Raw genomic sequence first — 13499 nt, 5'->3', positions numbered from 1 at the left:
CTCCAGTACCGCAGCGACGCACTCGACGGCTGCCTCACCGGCACGGGACTTCGACCCGCTCCACCATGACGACATCACGCATTCAAGGTCGGTAGACGTCGTCTCATTTGGAGTGCTAGGTATTCTGCACTGTGTGGTGATGGTCGAGCGCATGGTGCCGGACGAGTTGTGGGAGCTGTTCCAGCGGGTGGTACCACCCGCTCCGACACGACCGCAGGGCGGCGGCCGGCGGCGGTACGGAGATCGCGAGGTCCTCGCGGCAATCATCTTCGTGGCCACGTCAGGCTGCACGTGGCAGCAGCTGCCGTCTGCCTCGTTCGGGCTGTCGGGAGCGACGGCCCATCGGCGCTTTGCCGAGTGGACGAAGGCCAGGGTGTGGGCCAAGCTCCACCGTCTGGTCCTCGACGAGCTCGGCGCTCGCGGCGAGTTGGCCTGGACCCGCTGCGCGATCGACTCCGTGAACATGCGGGCCCTGAAAAGGGGGATCTGACGGGTCCGAATCCTAATGGGCGGCGAAGCGAGTTATCGCTATCCGAATCCGGAGTGAGAGCTCTTTCGACAGACCGCGAGGTTCGCTTCAGCAGCGGTTCCGGACGGGACGAAGGTCTCATCCGCCACCTGGGCAAGCAGCCCTCTACTGAGAGCGACTTGGTTCCGGCCGGAACCGTTCGCGGCCTCCGCGTTGCGCAGTCACACCAGCACCTCGCGAGGACAAAAAGCATTCCGAGTGGGTCTCAGCAGGCCCAGTTCAGATCACGTCACCTGGCGGTACGCACTGAACGCTTCGATGGTCGTGGCCTGAGCCAACCGCACGGAGCACCTTTCATCGCGTCGCGGGCCTGAGAGCTCTCACGAAGACGAAGGACCGTGCAGTTCGCTGGGGTTGCGAACGGCTGGTGGGATGTTGTGCCTCGAGCACTTCCATTAGAGAGCACGCGCACCCTGCACGGGTTCTGGCCTGCAGAAACAGCGGAGCACCAGGGAGAACATGATGGAAATCGCAGAGTTACCAGTGCCGGTGTTCTGCGGCGTGGACTGGGCAGAAGACCACCACAATGTCGCGCTCGTCAACGCCGGCGGAACGCGGCTGGCCAAGCTGCGAATCAGCGACGATACCGAGGGATTCACCCAGCTCACAGCCCTGCTGGCCGAGCACGGCGATAGCGAGGATCACCCGATCCCGGTCGCGATCGAGACGTCCCGGGGGTTGCTGGTCGCCTGTCTGCGCGCGACGGGACGCCCCGTACTCGCGATCAATCCGCTGGCGGTGGCCCGCTATCGAGACCGGCACTCGGTCGCGAGGAAGAAGTCGGACGCGATCAACGCTGCTGCCCTGGCGAACATCTTGCGCACCGACATGGCCGCCCACCGGACCCTGCCGAAGGATTCCGAGCTGGCCCAGGCGACCGCAGTGCTGGCCCGAGCCCAGCAGGACGCAGTCTGGGCCCGGGTCCAGGCACACAACAAACTCCGCTCCCAGCTGCGCGAGTTCTACCCCGCGATCCTTGCCGCCTTCGCCGACAAACGCGAGGGCATCTGCTCCCCCCGAAGCCCGGACCATCCTGGCCGCGGCCCCGACGCCCACAGCGGCAGCCCGTCTCCCACGCCGACGTCTGAAGTCCTTGCTCAAGCAGGCTGGACGCCTGCGCGGCATCGAAGCCGAGGCCGACCGGCTCCACGAGGTCCTTCACCGTGAGTACCTCCACCAACCGCCTCAAGTTGAGGAGGCCTTCGGCCGACAGACCGCGGCCCTGCTGCGTCAGCTGGAAGCTGCCTGCATCAACGCCGACGAGCTCGAAGCCGTCACCAGGGAAGCATTCAAGCAGCACCCGGACGCCCCGATCATCTCCAGCTTTCCCGGCCTGGGGTCCTTAACCGGTGCCCGGGTCCTGGCCGAGATCGGCGACGACCGGGACCGCTTCACGACTGCCGGAGCGATGAAGGCATACGCCGGCAGTGCACCGGTCACCCGAGCGAGCGGCAAAAGTTGCACGGTGATGGCCCGCCGGGTCAAGAACCAGCGACTGGCCGCCGCCGGCTACGTGTGGGCCTTCGCCTCCCTGACCGCCTCCCCGGGCGCCAGAGCCCACTACGACCGCCGCAAAGAAGCAGGTGACCGCCACATCGCCGCCCAGCGCAACCTCTTCAATCGCTTCATGGGAATGCTCTTCCACTGCCTCCAACACAGCGAGCACTACGACGAGGAGAGGGCCTTTCCCCGCAAGCCCAAAGGAGACCTCCCCGCACAAGCCGCTTGACGAGTTACCCGCGTGGGATGTCTGTGGATCGGGGCAAGAACGGCTCGAAGATCCACCTGATTACGGAGCGTACCGGTTTACCCCTCACGGTCGGCATCTCCGGCGCGAACCTGCACGACAGCCAGGCTCTGGAGCCGCTGGTGCGGGGTATCCCTCCGATCCGATCCCGCCGCGGCCCGCGCAGGCGACGGCCCGCCAAGCTCCACGCGGACAAGGGCTACGACTACGACCACCTGCGGCAATGGCTGCGCAAGAGGGGCATCCGCCACCGCATCGCCCGCAAGGGTATCGAGTCATCGACGCGGCTTGGCCGACACCGTTGGACGATAGAGCGCACGATGTCCTGGCTGGGCGGCTGCCGCCGTTTGCATCGCCGCTATGAACGCAAGGCCGAGCACTTCCTGGCCTTCACCGCCATCGCCTGCAGCCTGATCTGCTACCGCAGGCTCACCAAATGAGGCGACGTCTTAACGGCTCAGGCCCTGACGGCGTGCTCTTCGTGATCGGCTGGCACTGTTCAACCTTGCCGAATCGACGGATGAGCCAGCGCCAGCCGGGGTACGGTGTTGTCCAGTCAGGCCCGGGCCGTCGTTCGCAGCGATGGCACCAGCCGACCCCATCAACTTCCTTTCCACCGCCCGGGGATGCGCTCGTACCGCGTCAACCAGCGGGTATCCCATTTCCGTGCCCGGCACGCCCGCCGTTCGGGCCGTGCACGGACATGCCATGTGGAGACTTCGCTATGACCGCATTGCCCCGTACAGCCCAGGCCGTCGACTTCCTGTGCGAGCACACCCCCAGCAAGAGCCGCGTGATGGCCCTGCTCGACCACGACCACGGCCCCCGTTCCCTGGCTGCGGTCCTGACCTGCAAGGAACCCGACCACGCGCACGAGGCCGTCGACATCCTGCGCCGTGTCCTGGCCAGGCGCGAGGCCACGTGCGCCGACGACGAACTGCGGGCATTGACCGCCGTCATGCCCGACGCGCCGGCTGGCTCGCTGCGCCAGGCCGTCACCCACGCCGCGACCGGCACCTGGCCGACCGGCCCTGGAGTGCTCTACGAAGTCGTCGAACCCGAAGACCCCGAATCCGACGGTGCGCAGGATGCCGCGCCCGTGGCGTTCGAGCCGTCCAGCCACCCGCGGCTCAAAGACCTGCAGGGGAAGGTCGTGCGGATCGCCCGCCTGTATGAGTTCCATGTCACCGACGAGGACGCCCTGATCCGGGCCGCCACCGATCGCGGATGGGAGCCTTTGCAGGCAACCGACCTGGGAGACGACGACCCGCGTGACCTCGTCGGCGCCGTCATGACGCTCACCGACGATCTGAATGTCCCCGGCGCACAGACCCTGGAAGACCAGAGCGTCGCCGAAGTCCTCAGCCCCGAGGACGGGGACGAACTCGCCGACTGGAACCCGTCCCCGGTGGCGATCCGGTTCCACCACGGATGGCGGCTGCGCTACGAGCGCAGCCGCCCCGCTGCCAAGACGCCGACACCGAACTTCGCGGCGCTGTTCCCAATCCGCGAGTGCGACTGCGCCGGCAAGTCGGAAGACTGCGAGACCTGCGGATGGCAGCTGACCCCTCGCACTGCTGACCTGCTGAGCACGGCCCTGTCTGTCCTCGCAGACCAGGCCTTCGACGACGCCGCGCGGCTGGGCGATCAGTACCTGCCGGACGCTCACTCCACCGGCTGGGCCGTCTTCGACCGTCTCCCCCCGCTGACCCGGTCCGCTGATCACCGCTGGCGTCGGCGGATGGCCAGGGCCTTCGACGACCTCGCTGACGACCTGAACAAGGGCCGCTGGCCCGAACCCACCTGCACCGCCGAGGAAATGGCCCTCCACCTGGCCATCGAGGACGCCCCCACCTACCTTGAGGACCGGCTCGCGGACGATGAACACCACACCCTGCCCCGGCACGAGGACGACTACAGCTGGGATGCCTGCTCCGACCTCCTCTTCCAAGACCACGACGTATTGATGCTCTTCGACGCCTCCCTTGCCGGGATCGAGGCGCCTGGCAACCCGGCGAACCAGCGCCTGGGAGCGGGGGACCTGCGTGTGGACTCCTGGTTTGAGCCCTTCGACAACGGTGTGGCCCGCAATCCGCAACGAGGCTTTCGCCGATAGCAGGCCCGCAGTTTTCTCCGGCCTCCAGCCCGTTTCCAGCCCCGCGCAGCCGGCCGCACCGGCCCTGTCGCGGTGGCATGCCGCCACCGGTGGCCGCGCGCATGCATCGCTTCCGTGGGTCATCCGCTGGCGTCGTCGCTGTCCCAGTCGATGGTGCGCCGGTATTCGGGGTGGTTTTTGTCCATCTGGATGGCGGCGTGGATGGGCAGGGGGTGGCGGGTGCGGTGTTCCCAGGCCAGGGCGTGGTTGCACAGCCTCGCGGCGGTCAGGGCGTAGGGGAGGGCTTTCGCGTTGTCGGGGTGGTGGATGACAGCGATCTCGGTCGCGGTGAGGTTGAACCAGGTCTCGGCCTGCTGCTCCTTGTCGTCGCACGCCCAGCGCCCCTGCGTGCGGCCTGACTTGGCCGAGGGGGTCTTGCCGTCCATCTGGTGCGGGCGGCGGCTCATGAGGAACGTGGTGGCGGTGCCGTCGAGTTGGAACAGTGCGTTGCTGGTCTTGTCGCCGTCGCTGACGTTGCCGTCCTCGTCGATCTCGTGGAAGAGCGCGGGCAGCGGGATGCTCGGGTCGGCGCTGGAGGTGGTGCGGATGACCGCTTGCGGCCGGTGCTCGGGAGCGAGGGTGGCGCCGGGCAGTGCCGGCCTGCCGTTGGCCAGACCGTCGTTGTCGGGGAGCAGGTCGGCGTTCTTGTTCGCCAGCAGCGGCCAGACGGGCCGGGTGGAGTCTCCTGAGACGTAGAGGACGTAGCCGCACTCGAGGTGCCGGCTCAGCTCGTACAGGGCGTGGTCGATGCGGCGGGGCAGGGTGTCGTCGCCGCGGCTGCCCTCGGGGATGGGGTGGCTGCGCGACAGCGCCTGGGCGCGGGCGTAGTTGAACCAGCCGCCGCTGCCGCCTCGATGGGCGGGCAGGTAGGCCAGCGCCTTCCAGCGCCCGCCGACCGGCACGAACGCGGTGAGGATCCACATGAGCTTGGGTTCCTCGGTGCGGTTGACGTGCCTGTCGCCGAGCTGGGCGCGCATGTGCAGGCCGAGGTGGGCGACGCGGTCCTTGAGGCCGCCTCCGGTGGAGATCGCGCGGGTCAGGCGGGGGTGGACCAGGCCGGCGGAGCGCAGCATGTCGCCGATGGCGTGGTGGCCGGGGAAGTCCGCGGCCAGCTCCATGCCGAGGGCCTCCAACGGGGATGCGGCCTCGCGCTCCTTCTTCTTCGAGCGCCGCTTTCTGGTTTCGGGGGTGAGGAACTGGGCGAGTACGCCGTGACGGGCCAGATGCCGGGAGACCTCCGGCTTGGCATCCAGTGCGTAGGGGTCGACGGCGCCTTCCTCCTCGCGGCGCGCGGCGCGTCGCCGGCGGCCCCACTCCTTGGCGTCGTACTCGGTCTCGACCAGGGCCACGACCCCGGTGTCCTCGGCTGCGAGACCGGGCAGGGCGTCGGTGAGCTCACCGCGACGGTCATGGTGCTCGCTGTGGCACAGCAGCTGAGGGGCCCGGTGCAGCAGCACCTCGGTGTGGCAGCCGAGTTGAACGATCTCGTCGTCAGGCATGCCGTCTGCGAGGTCGGGCCGACCGAAGTGGTAGGCCAGCAGACGCTGCATGCGGGTGCGCATCTCCTGGTGCTGGTACAGGGCCAGGACGCGCAGCTTCGAGCAGCCCGCGGCGGCCATGATGTCCTTGAGATCGGTGTCGTCGAGCAGCGTGGCGTCACGGCCGTACTCGGTCTTGCGGGGAGCCACCGAGAGGACCTTGGCGACCTGGGTGCCGCTGACGAGGTCCTGGCCGGTGACGGCGGACAAGTGCTCGGCGAGGGCGGTGACGGTGTGCAGGCCGACGCCCTTACCGAGAGGGAACGATTTCGAGAAGGGGATGAGCGCACGGAAGTCGCCGGGTTCGCCGGACAGATCCATGGCGCTGACGGGCAGGAACTCGGTGTCCTTGGGGCCGCGGGGGAACACCGGCTCGTCCATCAGCCGCACCCACGCGTCGAGAGCCAGACGGCTGGTGTGCTCGAGGTGGGTGTACTTGCCTTTGCCGCCCAGGTTCAGGCAGAGCAGCGGGCGGCTGGGGGAACGAGGCGCCCACCACGCGGTGCGAGCGCTGTTGATCTGATTGCTCAGCCGGGAAACCCGAGGCGTCATGACCACCAGCGGTACAGGAAGCGAGTGCAGCGACTTCATCGCTACCTCCACCCGCAGCGCGGCGTAGTGCCGCCGGATCTTCCACTCCTCCGGCTCCTGGGCCTCCTCGGCATCCCTCTCGAGGCTGTCGTTCTTCTTGTCCTTGGCGGGGCGGGCGTCGAGCCAGTTGTTCGACCACAGGTGCTCGGCGTCCCAGACCATGACGTTGTTCTCGGTGTCCGGGCGCAGCGCGATGATGCGGCCGTCGACCGCCAGGCCGGTCCCGGCCACCACCGAGGCAAGGTTCCAGCCGGCCGCGTCCCACACCCAGCCGTCCGCGTCCACGGCGTGCGGGCCGAGGCGTACGTGGTCCCACACCGCCACCTCTTCGGGCTCCACCGAGGCGAACAGATCGGCGAGGTCACTGTTGTACGCCAGAGAGATCTCGTCTGCCGGCGTCTGCAGCAGGGCTTGCTCCCACAAGGCCACCGCGGCCCGCAGATGCGCCGGTGACAGCCTCTGGGACAGGGCGAGGAACTGGGGCGGCTTGCTCTTGCTGGTCGGGTTGAGTGTTGCGCTGGTGGCACCGCTGGCTCGCAGCACCATCAGCAGTCCGGCATAGGGTAGGTTGGCCTCCGACCCGGTCTTGCCGCGGTAGACGGCACGCAGCCTCTTCCACTCATGCTCGATCTTGTCCGGGAAGCGGTACAGCCACACGGTGCCCATCAGCGCGCTGGTCAACGGCGCGGCCAGCATGGACATGCGGGTGTCATTCGACGGCATTACTGGGGTCCTTGAGCATCCGGGGTCGGGGCGGGGATGAGAGTGACGGGGTTGGGCAGCAGGTCCTCGCTGTGGGCGAGGTCGAGCCAGGCGGTGAGGGTGGAGCCGTAGACGCGGCGCAGGATGTCCTGCTCGTCCTCATCGAGCTGGCCGTAGTAGGAGCGCAGTAGCCGGGGGAAGTCGCAGCCCAACTGCTGGTTGAAGAAGGCGTGGTCGACCAGGTAGAGCTCGACGGGGGTGCCGCCGCGGCGTGCGCGCCCGGCCAGCTGGATGAGTTCGACGAGGATGCCTGCCAGGATCTCGGTCTTGAGGAACTTCGGCATGCGGGAGAACCGCGGGTCGGTGCGCAGCAGCAGCTCCCGCTGGCGGACGGCGGCGGTGCGCTGGGAGGCGAGCATGCCGGCGGGGTCGGCGCTGACGGTGCCGGAGGCGATGCCGCAGGCGTTGATGCTCGCGTACATGACGGCCGGCTCGTGCAGGTGCGTGAGGGGGCGCACGCCCACCCACACGGAGGCGAGCGCTGAGCGGTCGGTGTGGGGGATGAGGATGTTTAGGCCGCGGGAGACCACCGACAGCGGCGCGCAGATCACCTTGACCCGTGGGTGGGTGGCGGGCAGGTCCTCGAGTTCGTCGATGGTCACCCGCACCACGCCCTCGGGCAGATTCACGGCCTTCCCGGAGGGGGTCTGGTTGCTGCTGACGAGGACCGCGACCCATTCGGGGCGGCCGCACGCGGCCGCGATCCCGGCGGCCATCACCGCCGCGTGGAAGTAGGAGTTCCCGGCCAGCAGTGCCAGCTCCCGCAGCGGGTCGTTGCGGGCGATCTTCTCCAGGTGTGACGACATCTGGGTGTGCCACAGCCGTTCGGCCAGCTTGCGCAGCTCGGAGGGTTTGCGTTTTTCCTCCACGCCGCCGATCGAGATGGGCTGCCAGCCCAAATCGGTGGACGACACGCTCCCGGCGTGGGCGGTGACCGCGCCGGGAGCGGCGTCGGTCATCACATAGGCGGGCAGGGTGTGCACGTGCTGCAGGGCGGCCTTGGGGAAGAACGCGGTGGCGGACAGGCCCAGGACGCTGCGCCGTACTCCGGCGGTGGCCAGCGCGACGGTGTCGCCGAGGCGGACGGTGGAGGTGTGCGGGTCGCCGCCCAGGGACTGCAGCGAGAGGCGGCCGGTGCCGCTGGCGTTCTTGTCGAGCTTGAATCCATACAGGTTCTGTCCGAGCGGCCCGTAGGGGATCGGCTCGTCGCGAGGGAGCAGCCCCATGGTGGAGACCAGGTCGGTGGCCGCGTTCAGCTGCCCGAGCAGCGGCAGGATCGACCACTTCAGTGTGTGGAGCTCGTTGTGGAGCGCACCGAGCCAGGCCCGCACGAGGAGATCGTTGACCACAGCGGCGCGTTTGGAGGCGGGCACGTTGAACGGCGCGTCGGCCAGGATGCGGGCGATGGAGTCCTTGAAGACCGCAAGCTTTCTGCTGCGGCGGGTGCCTTTGACCTTGCCGGCCAGGGCCTGGCGGATCTGATCGGCAAGCGGCTGCCAGCCCGCCAGCAGCTCGGCACCGGACCGCTCGCCCGGGAAGAGGGCCAGGTAGGCCTGGTGCACCGCTTCGGTGATCTCAGCGTCCGCAGAGGCGCCGGTCAGGACACGGCACAGCTCGGCATCCTTCTTGCCCACCATGTACCAGCCGGAGCCCGGGCGATTGTGGCGCTCTTGCTCGGAGTCCAGGTAGAGGTGCCCGGTAAGGACGTTGTCCAGGAAGGTTTCGCTGAGCCGGCGCGCCTCCATCAACGGGCCGGTCACCAGCAGGTTCTCCAGCGCCGACAGGCCGCCTCGGTGCCGGTCGACCTCTTCCAGCCGCCCTGCGTGGCCCCGGCCGCGGCTGATGAGGGTGAACTCCTGCGCGCCCTGCGTGCACCAGGTCGACTGGAAGGCGTCGACCTCGTCGATGATGACGACGCGGCAGCGCCGCAGCACGAACTCCAGCACGCTCATGTCATGGACGATCCGCTCGCCGTCCACCTCGACGGGCACCTTGCAGCGTCCACGGATCAGGTTGTGGTGGTTGGTGACGATGATGTCGGCATCGGCGGCCTGCCGGATGTGCTCGAAGCGCCGACAGACGCCCATGCGCGGGCACAGGTGCTTGCCGGCGTGCTCCGGCTCGACGGGACCATCGACCCACTCCAACTGGGCGCAGGGAAGCCTGGTGCGGTCCAGCCGTGGGCCGTCCACCTGCCAGCCGGTCATCTCGCAGCCGCCGGCGAACTGCTCGAAGCGGTCCTTGCGGCCCTGGGCGAATGCGAGCGCTGCCTGGCCGTCGTGGCGTGAGGACGCCACCCACGACACCACCCGCAGCGGCTTGCCGGCCCGCTCGGCAGCGTCCCGTACAGCGGCGGCCGTCTCCTCGACCAGCCCATGGTCTGCGGCCAACTGCTCGGCGGTCCCCAGGCCTTCACGGATGCGGCCCACCACGATGAGGACCGGGCCCTGGCCGCTGGCGGCCAGCAGGTGCGCCGCATCCCGCATCAGCACGCTCTTGCCCACTCCGGTGGGCGCATTCAGCAGCGTCATCGGCCCCGCGGGCAGCCGCAACTCTGCCGCCGTGCGTCCGTACGCGTCGGTGAGCCGGTCGAAGAACCCCTGAAGCAGACCGGGTTTCCACCCGAACTTCTCCGGCAGGGCAGTTGCCTGGCCCACCACGCGGTCCATCACTGCTTCCCGCGGCAGCCTCACCTCCTCAAGGAACGGCTCGGTGCGCAATCGGACCGGGGCCACGAAGGCGTCCTTCTCGCTGGCAGGAATCCCCACCGTGTACAGACGGTCCCGCCCGAAGGTCCACAGGCCCTCGCCGGCCGTCGGCAGTGCCCTCTGGAGCATGGCCCGGTACTCCTCGGCCTCCTGGACGAGATGCTCGGCCAGGACGAGGGGCTCTTGCGCGTGGCAGGCCACCAACCAGTGGGTCTCGTCTGCGTTCGATTCCCCCGGAATCCGGAACAGCGCAGTGGGAGCCACCGCGTATTCCAGGGCCGCCTCGCGGAAGGTGTCCGGCTGGGCCAGGTCCCCCTCCTGCTTGAGCGCCTGCCACAGCCGGCCCACCAGCTCGTACTCGGCGCGCGGCAGCGACAGCCACCGTCCCCATGCATCGGTGCGCCGGGCGGCGAACATCTGCGCGAAGTCCAGCGGCACACCGCGACGGCCATCGACGGTCCCGAATGCGAAGTACTGCTCGGACAGGGCGAGATACGCCGCGACGGCGCAACGCTGCAACGCCTCACGGACATCGCCGCTCTTCACGACTCACCCCGGCACCAGCGAAGAACCTTGGCGACGAAGTCCTTGTCGGTCGTCACTTCAAGGTCCGGCCGCCCGGCAAGGCGCGCCTGCAGCAGCGGAAGGTCGGACCGCTGCCGGTGGGGGACCACGATCGTCAGCGGCACCGCTGCGCCCAGCACGGGACGCTCCAGCAGGGCGTCGGCCAGGGCCCCGAAGGACCGCCACGCCTTCGCATCCACCCGCCATTGCCTGGCCACCAGCGGCTCGGCGGCCGTGATGCGCAGGTCGTAGCGGTCGCCGTCCGGGTACATGAGGACGTCGAGACCGGCGATCCCCGTCAGCGCATCCCGGATCGCGAATTCCATGCGCCCCGGCAGGGTCATATACCGCCACACCGTCCGGGAGACGGCCAAGTAGTCGCCGGCGGCGGGGAAGCCCTCCACGCGACGGGCTGAGCCACCGCCGCCCTCCAGGACCGGAGGGCCACTGCCGCCCCGCACCTGGCGGTAGGTGTACTGCATTCCCTCCAGCAGATGGGCGTCGCACGCCACGGCGAAGACCCCCTGCCCGGCGGGCTGCGCGCGCATCGGCCAGGCACAGGCAGGACACGGGAAGCACCAGCCCGCCGCGTTGCACCACGGCCAGGACGAGACCGGCTCGAAGAACCCGAACCGCCCCCACAGCCCGCCCCACTTCTCCCAGAGCACGCCCTGCTCCGCCACCGGATCACTCGCCAGCAGCTCGCGCACCTTCGCGTAATCGTCCGGCGGAAGGCGCCGGATCTCCGCGTACAGCTGCTGCTCCTCCTGCTCGGCACGCAAGCGCGCCCAGGGCCAGTACTCCATCAACGCCTGCTGAGGCACCAGGTGTTCGCGGCCCAGGTCCTCCACTGCGTCACACAGCAGACCATCCTGGTCCAGCAGCTTCACCTCGCCGAGCGGGTCACCGTCCTCGCAGCAGGCGGGCAGGAGAGGCGCGAGCCCGTGGCGCAAGCCGCGCCGCAGCGCGCGCATATCCACGGCGGCGGCGGCGCCGGCGCCGTGTGCCGAGCGCAGAACTCCCAGGCAGTCGATGAGGCGGGCGGCTCGCTGGCCCGGATCGCCTGTGCGGTCCGCTTCCGCGACGGCGGCAGCGCAGCAAGCGGTCAGCGCCAGGTCACGGCGCCATCGGAGGGTGTTCCGTTCCACGAGACCCATAACGGTTAAATAAGCGAAAAAAACTAACAAACCTCGCATACAGTGCCGATCGTGATCGCCAAGACCGCCCCATCGGCCCAGCAGGACGCCCCCTCACGCGAGACCACCGAGCACTGGCTATGGGCCGCCGCCCCGGACACCTCCCTGACCGAGGACGACCACCCCTGGAGCGGCAAGTGGCTCTGGTTCACCCCGCTCAGCCTCCTTGACCGCTCCTGGGCCACGATCCGCACCGCAACCGAAGACGGCCTTCTCGGCTACCGCAGCAAGGCGGCCACGCTCCTCAACACCCGCACAAAGAGCGACGACACCCGCCGCCCCATCTGCGTCTACACCCGAGACTGGCGCAACATCGACGACGTCCAACGCGTCCTGACCAACCTGCGGGCCCTCGGCATCGTCGACGTCCTGCTCTACAAGACCGACAGCGACACCCGAAAAGGCCGCTACGGCACCGGCGCCAGCACCTTCGTAGCGCCCGCCACCAAGATGAAACTGGTCATCCCCAAACGTACCCGTGAAGCGCTCGAGCACCAGCACGCTGCGCGAGCCCAGGCCCGCAGGACTGCCGCGGCGCGCAGAAAGGTTCCAGTGCCGAAGCGCACCTGAGCAGGCGGCCTGTGCTTCCGTGTTGAGAGAACAGGCGTCGCGCCAAGGGCCGGCCACACAGCGGGCGAAACCTCCGACATCACCGGCATCAGCGCTGCCGTTTCCCTGCTGCGCAGGGCGGGCGGTCGCTACGCACAGCTCAAGGGACGAGGACGCCAGCGGGCAGGGACAGGTCGAGCCGGGGCAGGCGTCCGGCATGCGCGCGCAGATGCCGGGCTTCGGCGACCATGACGGGAGCGAACATACCGTCCTCAGGCCGGTGGGGTTTCAGACGGTGGTGGGCGCGGGCAGCGGCCAGCAGCGGGCGTGCCCAGGCAGGGATGGCGTGCAGAGGGCAGTACCGGTGGCCGACTCCGTGGAGCTTGATGGCGGAGATGTCGCTGGTGATGTCGAGGTCGCGGGTGAAGCGCAGGCTGCCCAGGCCGGCCCGGGTGAAGGCCAGCACGCTCAGTGCTCCGGCGATGAGCGGGTGTGCGAGAGCGGCCAGAGCGGCGGCCTCCGCGGACGCGATCTCGATGGCAGGGGCGGCCTGGACCAGCTGCGCCGTTGCCATCGCACCGGTGCAAGGGGGAGCCGGCCGCCCGGGCTTCAGCGACGCCGACCGAGTCTCCTGCGGCTGCCGGGCGGGTGACTGCCCCGCAGCCACCGCGGCTGGCCCCGCCATCGGTGCAGCGGGAGGGAAGGACGGGCGCGCGGGTATCGGTCCCGGCTCGGCGAGCAGGACCTCGAACTGGTCCCGGCCGCTGATGCAGCGCTCTACGCGGGCCAGCGCCGGCGGCAGTGCGCGTGGGGCCTTCTGCCACAGCAGGGTCAGTTGAGCCCCCGTCAACTCTCGCCAGGCGAGCAGTTGGTCGATGCGCCGGATGGTCAGCAGATGAGCCCGGGGGACCACAACGTGCCGCACCCGGTTGCGACACCCCAGGCAGCCGCGGCGAGCCAGGCCGCGTTCACCGAGTCCAGCCACACATCGGGGGAGTTGGGCCCGGGGACCAGCCGCTTGCCCAGGGCATACAGCATGTCGTGCGCCAGCGCGGCCGGGCTAGCTGTTCTGTCCCGGGAGGTTGTGGACGGTGACAGGGCTCACGGCTGATCGATCTTGAAATGGGTGAGGGCCTTCTGGCCTGGTGTGGATTGCGACA

The 13499-nt window shown here is 69.0% G+C and carries 8 protein-coding genes and 2 pseudogenes; 5 read left to right on the top strand and 5 right to left on the bottom strand.

Going from position 1 to position 13499, the window contains the following annotated elements; translation table 11 throughout:
* Positions 1–139: 139 nt before the first annotated feature.
* The 4 genes and pseudogenes from ACWD0J_RS39835 to ACWD0J_RS39820 all read left to right on the top strand — a co-directional run.
* A pseudogene (locus ACWD0J_RS39835) lies at positions 140–513 on the top strand (transposase); the annotation flags it as partial.
* A 478-nt stretch (positions 514–991) separates the two neighbouring features.
* Positions 992–2258: pseudogene (locus ACWD0J_RS39830) on the top strand (IS110 family transposase).
* Positions 2259–2275: 17 nt separating this feature from the next.
* Positions 2276–2716, top strand: a complete 441-nt coding sequence (locus tag ACWD0J_RS39825) for an IS5 family transposase (RefSeq protein ID WP_451500755.1) — start codon at positions 2276–2278, stop codon at positions 2714–2716.
* A 356-nt stretch (positions 2717–3072) separates the two neighbouring features.
* Complete coding sequence (locus tag ACWD0J_RS39820) at positions 3073–4392, top strand: hypothetical protein (RefSeq protein ID WP_451500754.1); 1320 nt, start codon at positions 3073–3075, stop codon at positions 4390–4392.
* A gap of 119 nt (positions 4393–4511) precedes the next feature.
* Here the strand turns inward: ACWD0J_RS39820 and ACWD0J_RS39815 are convergent, their stop codons facing one another.
* Genes ACWD0J_RS39815 through ACWD0J_RS39805 form a run of 3 tightly spaced genes read right to left on the bottom strand, consistent with a single transcriptional unit; the run spans position 4512 to position 11742 of the window.
* Positions 4512–7283: an RNaseH domain-containing protein gene (locus tag ACWD0J_RS39815; protein ID WP_451500753.1), complete on the bottom strand. Its 2772-nt coding sequence runs from the start codon at positions 7281–7283 to the stop codon at positions 4512–4514.
* Complete coding sequence (locus ACWD0J_RS39810; RefSeq protein ID WP_451500752.1) at positions 7283–10576, bottom strand: hypothetical protein; 3294 nt, start codon at positions 10574–10576, stop codon at positions 7283–7285. The genes ACWD0J_RS39815 and ACWD0J_RS39810 overlap by 1 nt, the downstream gene beginning before the upstream one ends.
* Positions 10573–11742 carry a restriction endonuclease-related protein gene (locus ACWD0J_RS39805; RefSeq protein ID WP_451500751.1) on the bottom strand — a complete coding sequence of 390 codons (1170 nt, stop codon included), beginning with the start codon at positions 11740–11742 and terminating at the stop codon, positions 10573–10575. Before ACWD0J_RS39805 ends, ACWD0J_RS39810 begins: the two co-directional genes overlap by 4 nt.
* Positions 11743–11802: 60 nt before the next feature.
* Here ACWD0J_RS39805 and ACWD0J_RS39800 point away from each other — a divergent pair, with 60 nt between their 5' ends.
* Positions 11803–12360 carry a putative phosphothreonine lyase domain-containing protein gene (locus tag ACWD0J_RS39800; RefSeq protein WP_451500750.1) on the top strand — a complete coding sequence of 186 codons (558 nt, stop codon included), beginning with the start codon at positions 11803–11805 and terminating at the stop codon, positions 12358–12360.
* A 139-nt stretch (positions 12361–12499) separates the two neighbouring features.
* On the opposite strand, the gene ACWD0J_RS39795 is transcribed toward ACWD0J_RS39800, so the two are convergent.
* Positions 12500–12913, bottom strand: a complete 414-nt coding sequence (locus tag ACWD0J_RS39795; RefSeq protein ID WP_451500749.1) for a hypothetical protein — start codon at positions 12911–12913, stop codon at positions 12500–12502.
* A 314-nt stretch (positions 12914–13227) separates the two neighbouring features.
* Positions 13228–13377, bottom strand: a complete 150-nt coding sequence (locus ACWD0J_RS39790) for a hypothetical protein (RefSeq protein ID WP_451500748.1) — start codon at positions 13375–13377, stop codon at positions 13228–13230.
* Positions 13378–13499 lie beyond the last annotated feature (122 nt).

This window comes from Streptomyces sp. NPDC003011 (genome assembly GCF_053591515.1).
The sequence above is the reverse complement of the archived record's forward strand: the minus strand, read 5'-3'. Positions and strand labels throughout refer to the sequence as shown.